A 14,880-nucleotide genomic window follows, 5' to 3' on the forward strand; every position below is an offset into this window, starting at 1 on the left:
GGCAACCCGATTGCTCGATGACCAATTGTCATATTGAAAAGAACTTTATTTTGTTCGTTGTATACTAGATACTTGTTATGTGAACCAGCTTGAGCAGGAAAGGTTTAATTAGCAGGGTTCGCATCAACAGCAATTTCATACGCATCTATAACGATATTCTTTTTAATTGGATCTGAAACTCCAACAAGATATTGACCATCTTCTTCGTTTAAAACCTGCATAATGATTGGATCATAATAATGGTCTTTTGATGTCAATAGAGCATAGGTGTCAGCTTCCACTACAAGTAATGCTTCAACTGAAAATGTTCTTTCCTTGCCGTTCTCATCTTCGACTGTAATAAAATCCCTTTCTTGCTCCAAGGTCATTTTACACACCTCCAAATTGTCAAAAGTAGTTTATCCTAAGTAGAATCATTTAATGAGCTTGAGAGGGAGATTACTTATATAGAAAAATAAAAACTCAATAGCCCATAATTTGGATCTTTTCTTTTATAAATTGAGATGATATGATTGTTTCCGTTGCCGAGTAAGCTTGGTAAATACAATTAAGATATTGACACATGATTAACTAGTGTGATAAATTATAAATCCTGCTTCATTCGAAACAAGACAAGCGAAATAAGTTTTTTATAAAAAGGTCTTGAAATTTTTCGTGAAGTAATTATAATAATATTTGTCTTTGAAATTTGTCTGGTAATGATGGCGAAGAGGTCACACCCGTTCCCATGCCGAACACGGAAGTTAAGCTCTTCAGCGCCGATGGTAGTTGGGGGATTCCCCCTGTGAGAGTAGGACGTTGCCAGGCATGACCATCTTATGGTCAAAAATAAATATGGCCCATTGGTCAAGCGGTTAAGACACCGCCCTTTCACGGCGGTAACACGGGTTCGAATCCCGTATGGGTCACTTACTATAATTTAAATTAATAGGAAGTAACATATTGATTTGGAGGATTAGCTCAGCTGGGAGAGCACCTGCCTTACAAGCAGGGGGTCGGCGGTTCGATCCCGTCATCCTCCACCATATTATTTTCGCACTAGCGAATTAACTTACTATGCGGGTGTGGCGGAATTGGCAGACGCGCTAGACTTAGGATCTAGTGTCCTTGTGACGTGGGGGTTCAAGTCCCTTCACCCGCACCAAAGTTTTTTCACGTTAGCGAAAATAACTAACAATATTGCGGAAGTAGTTCAGTGGTAGAACACCACCTTGCCAAGGTGGGGGTCGCGGGTTCGAATCCCGTCTTCCGCTCCAATAGTAGTGCCGGGGTGGCGGAACTGGCAGACGCACAGGACTTAAAATCCTGCGGTAGGTGACTACCGTACCGGTTCGATTCCGGTCCTCGGCACCAACGTTTTTTCGCGTCAGCGAAAATAACGCACATTAATCCAAAAACTTTTAAAAACTATGCGCCCGTAGCTCAATTGGATAGAGCGTTTGACTACGGATCAAAAGGTTAGGGGTTCGACTCCTCTCGGGCGCGCCAGTTTTAGTTATCAAGTACGGGAAGTAGCTCAGCTTGGTAGAGCACTTGGTTTGGGACCAAGGGGTCGCAGGTTCGAATCCTGTCTTCCCGACCATCATTAAATATTGGGGCCTTAGCTCAGCTGGGAGAGCGCCTGCTTTGCACGCAGGAGGTCAGCGGTTCGATCCCGCTAGGCTCCACCAAATTTATAAGTAACAAACAATGATTATGGCGGTCTAGCTCAGCTGGCTAGAGCGAGCCGTAAACATCTTGAAAAATCTCCATTGTAGGCTTGTGAGGAATGTGTCTGGAAGAGACATGACGAACATGGTTTTTTACAATGAGCGTATTGTAACTATGGCGGTGTAGCTCAGCTGGCTAGAGCGTACGGTTCATACCCGTGAGGTCGTGGGTTCGATTCCCTCCGCCGCTACCATATTCACAAACGACCAATAGGTCACATATGTTATTGGAGGAATACCCAAGTCCGGCTGAAGGGATCGGTCTTGAAAACCGACAGGGGTGTCAAAGCCCGCGGGGGTTCGAATCCCCCTTCCTCCTCCATATAATTTATTATATTTTTATCATCGCGGGGTGGAGCAGTTCGGTAGCTCGTCGGGCTCATAACCCGAAGGTCGCAGGTTCAAATCCTGTCCCCGCAACCAATTTCAGTTGACGATGCTACGTCGAGTAATCATCTAAGCAAGTCAATATAGTAGTGCTGTTAAGTGCAACCAAAAAAATGTAATGTAATATGAATGTTAAAATATTATGTTAAGGTAAGTTATTTTCACTACGTGAAAAAACTCTGGTCCGGTAGTTCAGTTGGTTAGAATGCCTGCCTGTCACGCAGGAGGTCGCGGGTTCGAGTCCCGTCCGGACCGCCATTATTGCCGTAAACTAATTTGGCTAGGTAGCTCAGTTAGTAGAACACGTTCGAATATGCTTCTCTGAATAAAACTTCAGCGTACTCATCAAGCTGCTTCTTGAATAATCCTTCTGAGATGAGGACGATCTACTAGTTAAAAACACTAGTAGAATACGTATAAGTTATACGTATAAATAACTTATACGTAAAGAGCAATCCTTTATCTTACTTATTAATACTAACTAATTATTCGGCTCGGTAGCTCAGTTGGTAGAGCAATGGACTGAAAATCCATGTGTCGGCGGTTCGATTCCGTCCCGAGCCACCTTTATCTATAATGATGCCTGTAGCTCAATTGGTAGAGCACGATCGAATATGCTTCGAAGCTTTTGCTTCAGCACACAAATCGAGCCGCTACTTGAATGAACTTCCTGAGATTTGGGTGACAGGTAAGTAAGGAAAAACTTTATATACATCTATAGTAATGCCGGTGTAGCTCAATTGGTAGAGCAACTGACTTGTAATCAGTAGGTTGGGGGTTCAAGTCCTCTCGCCGGCACTCTCATATATGGAGGGGTAGCGAAGTGGCTAAACGCGGCGGACTGTAAATCCGCTCCTTAGGGTTCGGCAGTTCGAATCTGCCCCCCTCCACCATAGATTTTTGCGACAGCAACATATCTAGCATTAATTTAAAAAACAACTCTTAAATATTAGGGGCATAGTTTAACGGTAGAATAGAGGTCTCCAAAACCTTTGGTGTGGGTTCGATTCCTACTGCCCCTGCCAATATATAAAAATTAATGGCGGTTGTGGCGAAGTGGTTAACGCATCGGATTGTGGTTCCGACATTCGTGGGTTCGATTCCCATCAGCCGCCCCAATTGTATATTCAGACATCGTTGCTTAGTATCTTGTTACTTAGTATTTTTAGATGCTTAAAAGCACTTAGTTTTCGACGATATTTCCTTTAGAATATCCTCTTGCTGGTGTAGAGCACGAGACTTTTATTTTTGTGTAGAAAGTTTGGAATATAAAGTGATCGACACAGATTAAGCTGGAAAGTATACCTAGTTGTCGACGATATTCCGTGATATTTCCTGTCAGAAATACCCCAGAATATCCTCTTGCGATGAGGATTCATGTAGCTTATTCAGGGAAGTTTATTCTTGAAGGTTATTCAATGGGCTATAGCCAAGCGGTAAGGCATCGCACTTTGACTGCGACATGCGTTGGTTCGGTTCCAGCTAGCCCAGCCATTTATTTTAAGGCATCATAGCCAAGTGGTAAGGCCGAGGTCTGCAAAACCTCTATCCCCGGTTCAAATCCGGGTGGTGCCTCCAATTCATTTCAATATGCGGGTGTAGTTTAGTGGTAAAACCTCAGCCTTCCAAGCTGATGATGAGGGTTCGATTCCCTTCACCCGCTCCAAAAAGAAACTTATGGGTTATAGCTCAGCTGCTTAGAGCGCATGCCTGATAAGCGTGAGGTCGATGGTTCGAGTTCATTTAGCTCCACTTTAAATCATGCATATTTCATTTTGTTCCGCAGTAGCTCAGTGGTAGAGCAATCGGCTGTTAACCGATCGGTCGTAGGTTCGAGTCCTACCTGCGGAGCCATTTTATCTTTATAAATTGCGCCTTTAGCTCAGCAGGATAGAGCAACGGCCTTCTAAGCCGTCGGTCAGAGGTTCGAATCCTCTAAGGCGCGTCAAAAAAGAGACTAGTGATCTAATCCTGGTCTTTTTTTATTTTTTATTTAACTCCTAGAGAGATATTCATCACATCATTTTCTTCTTTCCGACAACATGGTTTTACCTCGTTATTATTTAATTTCTATAGAAGTAGCAAACATAAATTCGATTTGATCCACTTTTTCATTGTGATAAAAATCCTCCTACATTGACGACACCTGTTATGTTATAATCGCCAACAGTATCTAACTCTTTTTACCAACCCCTGCACAGGTTTTAGTCCTCCATCAAATACATAAAACTTGCCGATGATTCAATTTTCCCTAACATTTAATCAATTACAATTACTTTCTTATTTGAAGGAACATCACTAAGCCTCTCATTTAGATTTGTAGCATGTACGAGGTTGTTAATTGTACCAATTACATTTCTGTAACCCTTCTTTTTTAGGAATGAATCTACTAATGGACCTAACGAATCACCTGTTGAACGGTCTGTTCCTATGTAAACAAATACAACTCTATTGTTGGTTATATTAGTAGGGATCATATCTTGTAATGCTTCATATAAATTCATATTTCTTATATTAAGATAAAGAATTTTCTGAATTTATTTCTGCATTTTTCGCAGAGGGAGTTGATTTTTAGGTGATATGAAAGGGATTAATATTTTTTTGTTGAGATTGGTAGAGGCATTGGACGGGATTCGATTTCGTTCAGTAATAAATGAATAAATTCATCTGATGCCTTTAACTTGATAGCATCCTTATATGCTTTATAAAGTGTTAAGTTTGAGATTAATTGAAGGGTTGTCTTTTTTTGCATTTTTTGAAACTCCTTGAATATTTTTGATTGCAAAATTTATTGTAGCCAATTTCAAAAAGAATGATAAGGGTTTCGACGATCATTCTTATATTTTGACAAGAAGATTCTTGTTTTAGAGAGGATGATGAAGGGAACTTATTAGCTATTTTCGTAAGGTATAAGATCATCAATTTCATTCAATTCAAGACTGCATACAGATTTTGTATCAACATTATAAAATAAAAGTTGAGTTCTATCTGGTGATAAATGAATAACACGACCAGAAAATGAGGTTCTCCCTATTTTCGTTTTTGTATATGCCACTCGAAGAAGGGTATGCATTTCTTGCCATTTTTCAACTTTTGAAAAGAATTTTTCCATAATAAATAGTCCTTTCTAAGGATAATCATAATGATGTGATAAATAAAATATTTCCGAAATAATTGAGAAATATAAAGGATAAAATAAATAATAGTGAAAATAAGGTGGTGTAAAGATGAAAATAGAAGGTACAATTATTTCTGGAGAGTTTGATTTTTCCATGAATGAATTTTCAATACATACTGTAAAGCGTTTTCATACAGAATCTACTCTAAAAGAAAGGCAAATATCAATGCTCTATGAATATCTAACAAAGCATAAAGATGATGATGGTGGGCAATTTGTAACATTATACGATCAATTACCGGTACACTTAACAGGAAAGGAAATGAATGATTTAATAGAAGATCTACGAAAGGTTAAATCATTATATGAGTAAATTTTATCAGAAATAATATGTTTAGACTAGTAACTTAAAGAATTTTTAAAAACCACATATTTTTTGTTTGTGGTTTTTTATTATGCTTTGTAAAATACATTAGTATACATTTACACACTTAGTGAAAGTAAAGTATGTACTTGTAAAATATTGCTTGTTATTTAATAATGTGGATAGTATCATCCATGAGTGCGTTTTATGAATTCATAGATTGATTGAAAAGAGGTTTAAGAAATGAACTTAAGAGTATCTGCAGTACAATATCACCTTCACACGATTCATTCGTTTGAGGAGTTTGCAAGTCAAGTCAAACACTATGTTAAAACAGCTGAAGAATTTGGTTCAGATTTTATTTTGTTTCCTGAGTTTTTTACCACACAATTATTATCCATTGGGGATGAACAAGGTAATGCATTACCTATTTATCGTTTACCCGATTTTACTGAAAAATATAGATCCCTATTTATTGAACTTGCCATGAGTACAGGAATGCATATTATTGGTGGAACTCATGTCATAGAAAAAGAAGGTAAGTTATATAATGTGGCACATCTTTTTTATCCAGATGGTCGAGTAGCTGAACAAGCAAAGCTGCATATTACACCTACCGAAGTAGAAGAGTGGAATATGAGTGCAGGTGATAGTCTGCAAGTATTTGTAACAGAAAAAGGGACAATAGCCATGCTAACTTGTTATGATATTGAGTTTCCTGAAATTGTTCGAATGGCAAAGGCAAAGGGGGCAGATGTAATCTTTTGTCCTTCTTGTACAGATGATCGTCATGGTTTCCATCGTGTTCGTTACACAAGCCATGCTAGAGCAATTGAAAATCAAGTATACGTTGTCACTACTGGTACAGTTGGATCTCTTCAAACAGTTGATTTTATGAGAGGAAACTTCGGGCAAGCGGCTGTTATTACTCCGAATGATGTTCCTTTCCCGCCAAAAGGAATTATGGTTGAAGGTGAAATTAATCAAGATATGATTGTAACAGCAGATTTGAATTTAGAGCTTCTGTATAAAGTACGCCTCACAGGCTCTGTTACTACATGGAGAGATCGTCGTACGGATCTTTATCCTGATTGGGAACCAGAAAAAATAACGTATTAAACAGGAGGTTTCTATGTATCGAAAAGAATTTTATGTTTTCGACCAAGATAAACCAATTAAAGCTGTAATTCGTAACTATGAAAAAAAAGATTTCAAAAATTTAATCCTAATTCAGCAAGAAAGTTTTCCTCCTCCTTTTCCATCAGAGCTTTGGTGGAATGAAGAGCAATTGGAAAACCACATTGAATTATTTCAACAAGGTGCTTTATGTATTGAGATTGAGGGGGAGATGGCAGGATCAATGACTGCATTAATTGTAGATTTTAATCCGGATCATCCTAACCATACATGGGGAGAAATAACAGATAACGGGTACATCCGTAATCATAGCCCAGAAGGCAACACCTTATATGTTGTCGATATAGGTGTAAGGCCTAAATATAGAAAATTAGGTCTAGGAAAATGGTTGATGCTGTCAATGTATGAAGTGGTTATTCATTTAGGGTTAGAACGATTGCTTGGTGGTGGACGTATGCCCGGCTATCATAAAAAGTCTGACGATATGTCACCTGAGCAATATGTAGCAGCTGTTGTAAAAGGAACAATTAAAGATCCTGTTTTAACGTTTTTGTTACGGTGCAGCAGAACACCTATTGGAGTTGTATCAAACTACTTAGAAGATGAAGAATCATGCCATTATAGCACTCTTATGGAATGGAAGAATCCGTTTCATGTTGAATAATCATTAAAGGAGAATTATTAATGGAGTATAACCGTATAACAAATATTGAAGACCCACAATTTGCACAAATGCATCAACTCATGAAGGAGGTTTTCCCGCCCGAAGAAGTGTTGGAATTCAATCTTTGGAAAGAGCCTTTAGAAGATCCTGGTATTCGTGTATTTGTTGCTGTTCACGAAGGCAAAGTTGTAGGAGCAACAGAGTATCGATATTATGAAGACTATAATGTGGCAATGACTGATTTTACGATTATTGGTCAGGCTGGCCTTGGAGTGGGTCCTTTCTTAGCAAACAATCGATCTCATGATCTGCAGCAACTAGCTAATGAAAATGGACAAAAACTATCAGGTATGTTCGCGGAAATCTATGATCCTTATCGTGTTGAAGATTTTGAATTTGGCGGTGTAAAACCGATGGATCCGTATGTACGTCGAGAAGTATTAGCTCACCTTGGTTATAAACGAATTGATTTTCCTTATGTTCATCCCTCATGGAATAATGATGGAGAGGCTGTAACAGGTCTTGATCTTTGCTTCTTACCAATGGGAGAAAACACCACAACCATTCAATCTGATTTAGTTGTAAAATTCCTGAAGAGGTATTATACTGTACTACCTAACAAGCCTGAAGCATGGCTTAAGATGATCGAAGAACTTGAGTCTAAGGAGCATTTAGCTTTAAAAAATATTTAATAATTTCAAAAGCCCACTAGCCCACTTTTTATAGTGGGCTTTTTCTATGAAAATAGTTCGTATATTTATCCTGTCCTTGCAAAAACTTATTATTAAAAGACAGATTTTATCAGGTAGTGTTTAAATGAAATTTGAAAAAAGGAGGAGAACCTATAATTGCTTAAATATACAAGATCCTTATTGTGTTTAATGATGATTCTTCCCTGGTTTTCTCTGCCATTTATCGATAAAAAATCATTTAAACGGTATTATCCTGCAAGTATATTTATTTCAATTATTGTATGGCTTGAAAGTTATATTGCAAAAAAAAGAAGATGGTGGTGGTTCTATGAAAGTATCCATCCTAAAATAAGGGGTGAAACTCCACTCATTTTTGGTCCCTTTTTTATAGGCTCTCTGTGGATCATGAAATTCACTTATGGAAAATTTTATTTATATCTTTTGATCAATTTGCTTGTTGATTCATTCTTTTCTTATCGGCTAGTAAACTGGTTTCAAAAATTAGGTGTTAGTTCGTTGGTTCGTATGACTAGATTACAATTGCTCTTCGTTTTTCAATTTAAAGCACTATTGCTGTATGGTTTTCAACTTTTAAAAGAAAAAGGAAATAAAGTAAACCATAATAAATCAACAAGTTGAATCATTACATACTTCATATTCGATTAAGAAAGGAGAGAAAAGTGATTGAAAGAGGAAAATGTTATAGATACTTTAAATGAATTTTTAAAAGGACAATATATGGGGATTCGTTCTTATGAACATTTCATTGAAAAGCTAGATGATGGATTAATAAAAAAACAATTTCAAACGATGCAACAGGAGCATAAACAGCATGCCTTACATGTAGCTGAGAGAATTCAAAATCTTGGGGGTACACCTGTAAGTAGTGAGGGAATTGTTGGGTCTGTTCAAGGATTTATCAGCCAATTCCAAATTCCAGACACAACGGAAGGTATTATTCAAAGTGCAAAAAAAGGTGAAAGCTATTATGGAATTGGTATGTCAGAGGAAATTGTAAGGGGAGATTTAGACGAAGAAAGTCGACAACTTATCGAACAGATATTGGATAAAGATCGACAACATGTACAGATTTTAAAAGATATGCTTCACTAAGAAGAGCTGCCATTAGCTCTTTTTTTTATTGCTTTGTTCTAAAAGAAATTTTTCTCCAGCTAATTCCCCCGTCAATATACTACCACTTTTTCATATTTTTCATCTACAATAATAAGAACAATTACTAATTAGTCAATACATACATGAATTGATAATGAAATATAGAAACTAAAGATAACCTACATGGTGAAGGAGTTTTATCATGAATGACATATTAGCAAGTTATTATACAATGGCAGTAGAGCGTACTAAAACCAAGGCTTTAGAGGATATAGATAAGTATTTAGAAAAGAAGGAAACATTACCTTCATACGAACAATATGTAAGAGAACGTGGAGAGTATATTGATCAAATTTGGTTAAACTCATGGTTAAATACAACAGCGAGTCATGCAGCGACCTATGAAAAAAAGGAATTTTTAATAGAAAGAGGATTTGACTTAGAAGGAGTAACTAAAAAGCTAATAAACCAAATGTTTCGAAATGAAATAAGAGATGTAGATCCTTTTCATGTTCTAAACTGGTTAGACGAAAAGTTCTTGAATCATAGTGATCATTGGAACGAAAGATATGAGCAAGCAAAGGAATTGTACGAAGATCGCCGAAAAATGCAGGAGCACCGGGAACTTACCAAAAAATTAATTTTAAAATTTGAATTTTATATAGAAGAACTCCTTAATGAGCACTATGAAGAGTTATATCTTTATGTTCGCTATTTAGTTGGTTCTCATCTCGCAATTGAAATTGAACAAAAAGGTGTTGTTATTGCTTCAGAAGGTTTAACATTTTCAACATATTTATATGATGAAGCACATCTAGCTTATAACAGACATCAATATGAAGAAGACATGACAGAAATGTATGAAAGATTAATATCAGGTTATTTGTTTGACTTTGGGCCAAATTGGATTAAAGAGCGATTATCTTCAAACCTTTTTGATGAATATAAGCATGTCTTTCACGAGCCTGTACCAGATACATTATTTAAGGAAATAGCCTTTGATTTATTTATGGAACTTGCAGAAGAGTTTTTCGCTGATTTACTAGAAGAGTTTGTAACAGATTTAACAAAGCTTATTGATACTCCTTTCGATCTTCAAGCACATCAAAAAATATTTGAACAAGACCTTTTAGAACGGGAACGAAAGGTTGCCCAAGAATTAGAAGAGATTAAACGAAGAAAAGAAGAAGAAGCCAGAATGGTTGAAGATATTTTTGGAAGAGAATATAATCCACCAGCTGGTCGAAATATCCAATATATTCTTCATGTTGGAGAAACAAATACAGGGAAAACCTTTCAGGCGATTCAACGTATGAAGGACGCAAGTAGTGGAATATACTTAGCTCCCCTTCGATTACTTGCTCTTGAGATATACGAAAAGTTAAATGCCGAGGGTGTTCCATGTTCTTTGAAAACCGGTGAAGAAGAAAAAACAATTGAAGGTGCTGCTCACATAGCTTGTACTGTTGAAATGTTTTATGAGAAGAATTTTTATGATGTGGTGGTGATTGATGAATCACAGATGATTGCTGATAAAGATCGAGGGTTTTCTTGGTATAAAGCTATTACAAAAGCAAATGCAAAAGAAGTTCATATTATTTGCAGCTTTAATGCAAAACCAATGATTTTACAGCTTCTCGGTGACTCGGATATTGAAATACATGAATATATTAGAGATATCCCTTTAGAAGTTGAACCACAGCTTTTTCGCCTGAATCAAACGAGAAGAGGAGATGCGTTAGTTTGCTTTTCGAGGAAGAGGGTGCTTGAAACAGCATCTGAGCTGCAAAGAACAGGTCGTCAAGTTAGTATGATATATGGAAGCATGCCTCCTGAAACAAGAAAAAAACAAATGCAGAGGTTTATTAATGGTGAGACGACGGTTATCGTAGCCACAGATGCTATTGGCATGGGACTAAATTTACCAATTCGGCGAATTGTCTTTTTAGAAAATGATAAGTTTGACGGTACGAGAAGAAGGTGGCTCACCTCACAAGAAGTAAAACAGATTGCCGGTCGTGCCGGCAGGAGGGGAATTTATAATATAGGGAAGGTTGCATTTGTACACAACCCAAAATCAATGGCCCGTCTTCTAGATCAAGAGGATGAACCACTACAAGGTTTCGCAATTGCCCCGACAACAGGTGTCCTTGACCGCTTTCAAAAATATTCACGAAAGCTTGGTTTGTTTTTCTATTTATGGGATCAATTTAAAAGCCCAAAGGGAACAAAAAAAGCTTCCCTGGCAGAAGAAAAGCTATTGTATGAAATGATTGAAGACACCATTATTGAAGCAAAACTATCAATGGCTGATTTATATGGCTTTTTACATTTACCTTTTTCAACGAATGAACCAACTCTTAGAGCTCAATGGAAACAAAAGCTAGAAGCAATTGTTGATGGAGAGGACCTACCAGATCCTTTAATAAAAGATTCAGGTTTAGAAGAACTTGAACTCTCTTATAAATCAATTGGCCTACATTTATTATTTTTATATAAGTTAGGTCGAAATACTGAAGCTCATTACTGGGAAAGACTACGAGAAGAAATTAGTGACAAAATTCATGAGCAGCTAAAGTCGGGTGTTCAAATAACAAAGAAAGTATGTAAAGTTTGTGGGAAAAATTTGTCTTATAAATTTAAGTTTCAAATATGTAATGAATGTCACTTTGAACGAAAAGACAGGAAAGAAAAAAAGAATTCCCGTTATTAATGAGAAGAGGATAACTAACAGGATATCATCCTAATCGTTATCCTCTATTTATATTTAGTTTATCTCTACTTTTCCACTTGAAACATCAATGTTGACTTGGTGTTTACCAGAACCATATACACCGTACATTCCATCTGAATTTTTTTGTAGATCTTTTAGATCAAAATCAGAAGAAATGTGACCACTACCAATACTTCCATTAAGAGTAAAGTCTGCATCAGATGGAAGATGGATTGTTGCTAAACCAGAGTTGATTTCAACATCGATCGAATCAATCAGTTTGTTCATTTCTAGGTTTATTTTCCCAGAGGAAAGATCAGCCTCTACTTTCCCAGTATGTTCTTTAATGGTAAGATTGCCCGAACTCATATCAAAAATCCCAGATTCAGTTGAGATAGATGACAGGTTAACATTTCCTGATGATCCGTCAAGCTCCAAAACATTTGCTGTTAACTTACTAATTTGCACATTGCCCGAACTCATGTCGATTGTTAAAGCATCCAATTTCATCTTTGACTGACCATTGAAAGAAACATTACCTGAGCCACTATCAATAATAAGTTCCTTCTGATAATCCTCTGGAATATATACGGTTATTTCAGTCTTATTAAACATAGAAAATATGTGAAACCATTTTTGAGATTTTGATTCTACAGTAATTGTATCTCCATTCTCTGTTACCACTACTTTCCCTTTTCCTTCTAACTCAGCCCTTACTTGATCTGTATTTTCAGGAATAATTTTCGTGCTAGCTCCAGTAATATCTAATTCAATTTTATCTACTTTATTTGAAACCTTTGCTGAAGAACCATTTCCTCCAAAAACAAACCAAGTAGTGTTTGAATGAATGATGAGGAACAAACCTCCGATAAAAAACAAAAGCAAAAATAATTTTTTCATACTGTTAACCTTTCCTTTCGGTACAATTTGTTGTTATCTCTATCATAAGGAAAAGTAAGGAACACAACAATGAACCCTAGCTTTATTTTAACTAGGGCTTGAGGCGTAGTATATTTATTCTGATCTTTTTCACCACCGTCATGATTTGAAGCTATTTATTTTCTTCCTTCCTTTTTAATAAGTTGGAAACATCTTTTAGATTTTCATCTTCCGCCATCTCAGTTCCAAACGCTAATCTTGAATTCAAAACAGGATTTCTGCTTGCAGAAAAGGATGTGGTGTTTTGACGTTCTCCAACAAAAAGATGAACAAAGATTTCTGCACCTGTAATGATTACAGCAGAAATGATACTTCCCCATGCTACTTGTAGATAGCTTTCAAAAAGGAAGCTTCCGAAAACCCAAACACTAAGATACGTAAGTAAAAAATCAGCAATTGCAGCAGCTCTTTTACCTAACTGAGGCAAAATCACTAATTCACCAACGGCGTATGAAACAATTGTTACGAATAAACTAAAAGAAACAATATCAACGATTGTGGCATCAAAAAACAAATCAAGGCCAATTCCAAAGGCGATAATGCATGTCACAAATTTAATTAATAGTATTGTCGCATGATTCATGTAAAAACCTCCTCATTGGTTATTTTGGTCAAAACAGAAAAGTTCATGCAGTTCTGTTTACTAAAGAAGGAATTTTGGTAGATGTGTAATACATAAAAAAGTTGATTCAACTGAATCAACTTTTCAATTAATGCGTATTATATAAACTTTTATTTTGCTCTATCGATTTTCGTTCCTTTATACTAATTGAATAACGATAGCAAAGTAACCCTATAATACCCAGCCCAAAGTATACAATCGCCATTGCTTTAGATGGAATAAATGCTCCTAGCGTTAATCCGAAGCTACCCAATAACATGGCCACGTTATAAGAAAGATTATCTACTGCCATATATGAAGCTCTTGCTTGTTCATGAACAATTCCAGCTAAAATCGTTTGTCGTACAGGTGAATACATAAGTTCGCCAAGAGTAAACAAAAGAGCTGATAAAACAAGTAAACTGAAGGAATTACTGAATGCAAGTATACTAAAGCTGCAGGCGTAAATAGAGAGACCGATGGTTAAAACCACTTTCGAATTATATTTACTTAACCATTTTGATAAATATAAAGTGGTGCAAACAATCGTAATGGTATTGATGAGCATAATAAGTCCAAACATCTTAATCCCTGTTATTTCAATTGAGAAAAAGTAAGTGTGAAATTCATTTTTTAACCTTACTGCTACATATTTATCAAGCTGAAATTCCAAAGACATTGTGAAAATGGTCGCTAGCACAAATAACATAAAGCCACGATCTTTTATAACGGCAATATAGTGATTGATGATTCCTAATTCCTTTTGAACTATTTTTGAATCTACCGTAGTTTTAGTTAATGTCTCATCAATAAAGAAGATGATAAGAAGCAAAGTGATGCCGCTAACAATAAGAAACAAAAGAAAAAGGAAGAACTTATAATCTTCAAAAAGTAGACCACCAATTGCTGCCCCTAATGCAATCGAAATGTTTCCAGTCCAATAACCGAGACCATAAATAAATGGCCTTTCTTTTTCAGTGCTAATATCAATAATCATTGCATTTGCTGCAGGCCCAATTAAACTAGAGCTCGTGTTACTAAATACAAACATCAAATAGGTAATCCAAACGGAAGTAAACCATGGTGAGTTGACGGATGCCATCACGGATAGTGCGATAACTTGGATCACTTGTGCTATGACCATCATTTTTTTGCGACCGATACGATCTGAAAGAAAACCAGAATATAAACCAACGACAATAGAAATAGAAATGTTAATCATTAGTAGTATTCCAGTCATTCCAGCTCCAACATGAGTACTAAAATAAATGGCCATAAATGGGAGGATGGACATTTGAGTAATGTCAGTGAAAAAATCTGTGATCAATCTGAGTTTTATCGTTGAATGTAAGTCACGAAATTTCATGCTATCTACCTTCTTTCTTCATTTTTTATTATAATGAAAAAAACAAGAAGAAAAACTGTAAACGGTGTTAACATGAT

The 14,880-nt window shown here is 36.4% G+C and carries 14 protein-coding genes, 23 tRNA genes and 1 rRNA gene; 31 read left to right on the forward strand and 7 right to left on the reverse strand.

Going from position 1 to position 14,880, the window contains the following annotated elements; translation table 11 throughout:
• Positions 1-104 precede the first annotated feature (104 nt).
• Positions 105-368, reverse strand: a complete 264-nt coding sequence (locus tag LPC09_RS07215; RefSeq protein ID WP_231309319.1) for a DUF1292 domain-containing protein — start codon at positions 366-368, stop codon at positions 105-107.
• Between the two features lie 323 nt (positions 369-691).
• Between LPC09_RS07215 and rrf the strand changes: the two genes are divergently transcribed.
• The 24 genes from rrf (at position 692) to LPC09_RS07335 (ending at position 4,041) form a co-directional block, all read left to right on the forward strand.
• A 5S ribosomal RNA gene (gene rrf, locus LPC09_RS07220) occupies positions 692-807 on the forward strand.
• Between the two features lie 29 nt (positions 808-836).
• Positions 837-908 (forward strand) — tRNA-Glu (locus tag LPC09_RS07225).
• A 41-nt stretch (positions 909-949) separates the two neighbouring features.
• Positions 950-1,025, forward strand: a tRNA-Val gene (locus LPC09_RS07230).
• Between the two features lie 33 nt (positions 1,026-1,058).
• Positions 1,059-1,144: transfer RNA gene (locus LPC09_RS07235), tRNA-Leu, on the forward strand.
• A 37-nt stretch (positions 1,145-1,181) separates the two neighbouring features.
• Positions 1,182-1,256: transfer RNA gene (locus LPC09_RS07240), tRNA-Gly, on the forward strand.
• Positions 1,257-1,264: 8 nt separating this feature from the next.
• Positions 1,265-1,353: transfer RNA gene (locus LPC09_RS07245), tRNA-Leu, on the forward strand.
• Between the two features lie 58 nt (positions 1,354-1,411).
• A tRNA-Arg gene (locus LPC09_RS07250) sits at positions 1,412-1,488 on the forward strand.
• 17 nt (positions 1,489-1,505) lie between these two features.
• Positions 1,506-1,582 (forward strand) — tRNA-Pro (locus LPC09_RS07255).
• Positions 1,583-1,594: 12 nt separating this feature from the next.
• Positions 1,595-1,670, forward strand: a tRNA-Ala gene (locus LPC09_RS07260).
• Between the two features lie 156 nt (positions 1,671-1,826).
• Positions 1,827-1,903 (forward strand) — tRNA-Met (locus tag LPC09_RS07265).
• A 35-nt stretch (positions 1,904-1,938) separates the two neighbouring features.
• Positions 1,939-2,031 (forward strand) — tRNA-Ser (locus LPC09_RS07270).
• Between the two features lie 24 nt (positions 2,032-2,055).
• A tRNA-Met gene (locus LPC09_RS07275) sits at positions 2,056-2,132 on the forward strand.
• Between the two features lie 145 nt (positions 2,133-2,277).
• A tRNA-Asp gene (locus LPC09_RS07280) sits at positions 2,278-2,354 on the forward strand.
• Between the two features lie 233 nt (positions 2,355-2,587).
• Positions 2,588-2,660 (forward strand) — tRNA-Phe (locus LPC09_RS07285).
• 161 nt (positions 2,661-2,821) lie between these two features.
• Positions 2,822-2,894, forward strand: a tRNA-Thr gene (locus tag LPC09_RS07290).
• Between the two features lie 11 nt (positions 2,895-2,905).
• Positions 2,906-2,989, forward strand: a tRNA-Tyr gene (locus tag LPC09_RS07295).
• A gap of 58 nt (positions 2,990-3,047) precedes the next feature.
• Positions 3,048-3,121, forward strand: a tRNA-Trp gene (locus LPC09_RS07300).
• A gap of 17 nt (positions 3,122-3,138) precedes the next feature.
• A tRNA-His gene (locus LPC09_RS07305) sits at positions 3,139-3,214 on the forward strand.
• A 301-nt stretch (positions 3,215-3,515) separates the two neighbouring features.
• Positions 3,516-3,590: transfer RNA gene (locus LPC09_RS07310), tRNA-Gln, on the forward strand.
• Between the two features lie 10 nt (positions 3,591-3,600).
• Positions 3,601-3,674 (forward strand) — tRNA-Cys (locus LPC09_RS07315).
• A 14-nt stretch (positions 3,675-3,688) separates the two neighbouring features.
• Positions 3,689-3,762, forward strand: a tRNA-Gly gene (locus LPC09_RS07320).
• Between the two features lie 13 nt (positions 3,763-3,775).
• Positions 3,776-3,848: transfer RNA gene (locus tag LPC09_RS07325), tRNA-Ile, on the forward strand.
• A 27-nt stretch (positions 3,849-3,875) separates the two neighbouring features.
• Positions 3,876-3,950: transfer RNA gene (locus tag LPC09_RS07330), tRNA-Asn, on the forward strand.
• Between the two features lie 17 nt (positions 3,951-3,967).
• Positions 3,968-4,041: transfer RNA gene (locus LPC09_RS07335), tRNA-Arg, on the forward strand.
• Positions 4,042-4,354: 313 nt separating this feature from the next.
• Here LPC09_RS07335 and LPC09_RS07340 read toward each other — a convergent pair.
• The 3 genes from LPC09_RS07340 to LPC09_RS07350 form a co-directional block, all read right to left on the reverse strand.
• On the reverse strand, positions 4,355-4,600 hold the full coding sequence (locus tag LPC09_RS07340) for a DUF1256 domain-containing protein (protein WP_098795307.1): 246 nt from the start codon (positions 4,598-4,600) through the stop codon (positions 4,355-4,357).
• Between the two features lie 86 nt (positions 4,601-4,686).
• Complete coding sequence (sda, locus tag LPC09_RS07345) at positions 4,687-4,848, reverse strand: sporulation histidine kinase inhibitor Sda (protein WP_098795308.1); 162 nt, start codon at positions 4,846-4,848, stop codon at positions 4,687-4,689.
• A gap of 138 nt (positions 4,849-4,986) precedes the next feature.
• Positions 4,987-5,208 (reverse strand): hypothetical protein, encoded by a 222-nt coding sequence (locus LPC09_RS07350; RefSeq protein WP_098795309.1) that lies wholly within the window; start codon positions 5,206-5,208, stop codon positions 4,987-4,989.
• 115 nt (positions 5,209-5,323) lie between these two features.
• On the opposite strand from LPC09_RS07350, the gene LPC09_RS07355 reads away from it, so the two are divergent.
• The 7 genes from LPC09_RS07355 (at position 5,324) to LPC09_RS07385 (ending at position 11,897) form a co-directional block, all read left to right on the forward strand.
• The gene (locus LPC09_RS07355; RefSeq protein WP_098795310.1) at positions 5,324-5,587 is read left to right on the forward strand and encodes a 2OG-Fe(II) oxygenase; all 264 of its coding nucleotides are present in this window, start codon (positions 5,324-5,326) and stop codon (positions 5,585-5,587) included.
• 234 nt (positions 5,588-5,821) lie between these two features.
• Positions 5,822-6,697 (forward strand): carbon-nitrogen hydrolase family protein, encoded by an 876-nt coding sequence (locus LPC09_RS07360; RefSeq protein ID WP_098795311.1) that lies wholly within the window; start codon positions 5,822-5,824, stop codon positions 6,695-6,697.
• A gap of 13 nt (positions 6,698-6,710) precedes the next feature.
• Positions 6,711-7,379 carry a GNAT family N-acetyltransferase gene (locus LPC09_RS07365; protein WP_098795312.1) on the forward strand — a complete coding sequence of 223 codons (669 nt, stop codon included), beginning with the start codon at positions 6,711-6,713 and terminating at the stop codon, positions 7,377-7,379.
• A gap of 20 nt (positions 7,380-7,399) precedes the next feature.
• On the forward strand, positions 7,400-8,071 hold the full coding sequence (locus LPC09_RS07370) for a GNAT family N-acetyltransferase (protein ID WP_231309321.1): 672 nt from the start codon (positions 7,400-7,402) through the stop codon (positions 8,069-8,071).
• A gap of 156 nt (positions 8,072-8,227) precedes the next feature.
• Positions 8,228-8,710 (forward strand): hypothetical protein, encoded by a 483-nt coding sequence (locus tag LPC09_RS07375; protein ID WP_231309322.1) that lies wholly within the window; start codon positions 8,228-8,230, stop codon positions 8,708-8,710.
• 45 nt (positions 8,711-8,755) lie between these two features.
• Positions 8,756-9,184, forward strand: coding sequence for a ferritin-like domain-containing protein (locus tag LPC09_RS07380; RefSeq protein ID WP_231309323.1), 429 nt, complete (start codon positions 8,756-8,758; stop codon positions 9,182-9,184).
• Between the two features lie 202 nt (positions 9,185-9,386).
• Positions 9,387-11,897: a DEAD/DEAH box helicase gene (locus tag LPC09_RS07385; protein WP_231309324.1), complete on the forward strand. Its 2,511-nt coding sequence runs from the start codon at positions 9,387-9,389 to the stop codon at positions 11,895-11,897.
• Between the two features lie 54 nt (positions 11,898-11,951).
• Here LPC09_RS07385 and liaG read toward each other — a convergent pair whose 3' ends face one another.
• The 3 genes from liaG to LPC09_RS07400 form a co-directional block, all read right to left on the reverse strand.
• On the reverse strand, positions 11,952-12,797 hold the full coding sequence (gene liaG, locus LPC09_RS07390; RefSeq protein WP_098795317.1) for a LiaG family protein: 846 nt from the start codon (positions 12,795-12,797) through the stop codon (positions 11,952-11,954).
• A gap of 151 nt (positions 12,798-12,948) precedes the next feature.
• Entirely contained in the window at positions 12,949-13,419 is a 471-nt protein-coding gene (locus LPC09_RS07395) for a YndM family protein (RefSeq protein WP_098795318.1), read from the reverse strand.
• 127 nt (positions 13,420-13,546) lie between these two features.
• Positions 13,547-14,803, reverse strand: coding sequence for an MDR family MFS transporter (locus LPC09_RS07400; protein ID WP_098795319.1), 1,257 nt, complete (start codon positions 14,801-14,803; stop codon positions 13,547-13,549).
• Positions 14,804-14,880: the final 77 nt, after the last annotated feature.

Source organism: Metabacillus sp. B2-18, from assembly GCF_021117275.1.
GTDB lineage: Bacteria > Bacillota > Bacilli > Bacillales > Bacillaceae > Metabacillus.

Bases quoted from the DNA above. Each gene is read 5' to 3' on its own strand.
- sda (WP_098795308.1), bottom strand. From the start codon at position 4,848: ATGCAAAAAAAGACAACCCTTCAATTAATCTCAAACTTAACACTTTAT.
- LPC09_RS07355 (WP_098795310.1), top strand. From the start codon at position 5,324: ATGAAAATAGAAGGTACAATTATTTCTGGAGAGTTTGATTTTTCCATG.
- LPC09_RS07350 (WP_098795309.1), bottom strand. From the start codon at position 5,208: ATGGAAAAATTCTTTTCAAAAGTTGAAAAATGGCAAGAAATGCATACC.
- LPC09_RS07215 (WP_231309319.1), bottom strand. From the start codon at position 368: ATGACCTTGGAGCAAGAAAGGGATTTTATTACAGTCGAAGATGAGAAC.
- LPC09_RS07340 (WP_098795307.1), bottom strand. From the start codon at position 4,600: ATGAATTTATATGAAGCATTACAAGATATGATCCCTACTAATATAACC.
- LPC09_RS07385 (WP_231309324.1), top strand. From the start codon at position 9,387: ATGAATGACATATTAGCAAGTTATTATACAATGGCAGTAGAGCGTACT.
- LPC09_RS07400 (WP_098795319.1), bottom strand. From the start codon at position 14,803: ATGAAATTTCGTGACTTACATTCAACGATAAAACTCAGATTGATCACA.
- LPC09_RS07370 (WP_231309321.1), top strand. From the start codon at position 7,400: ATGGAGTATAACCGTATAACAAATATTGAAGACCCACAATTTGCACAA.
- liaG (WP_098795317.1), bottom strand. From the start codon at position 12,797: ATGAAAAAATTATTTTTGCTTTTGTTTTTTATCGGAGGTTTGTTCCTC.
- LPC09_RS07360 (WP_098795311.1), top strand. From the start codon at position 5,822: ATGAACTTAAGAGTATCTGCAGTACAATATCACCTTCACACGATTCAT.
- LPC09_RS07365 (WP_098795312.1), top strand. From the start codon at position 6,711: ATGTATCGAAAAGAATTTTATGTTTTCGACCAAGATAAACCAATTAAA.
- LPC09_RS07395 (WP_098795318.1), bottom strand. From the start codon at position 13,419: ATGAATCATGCGACAATACTATTAATTAAATTTGTGACATGCATTATC.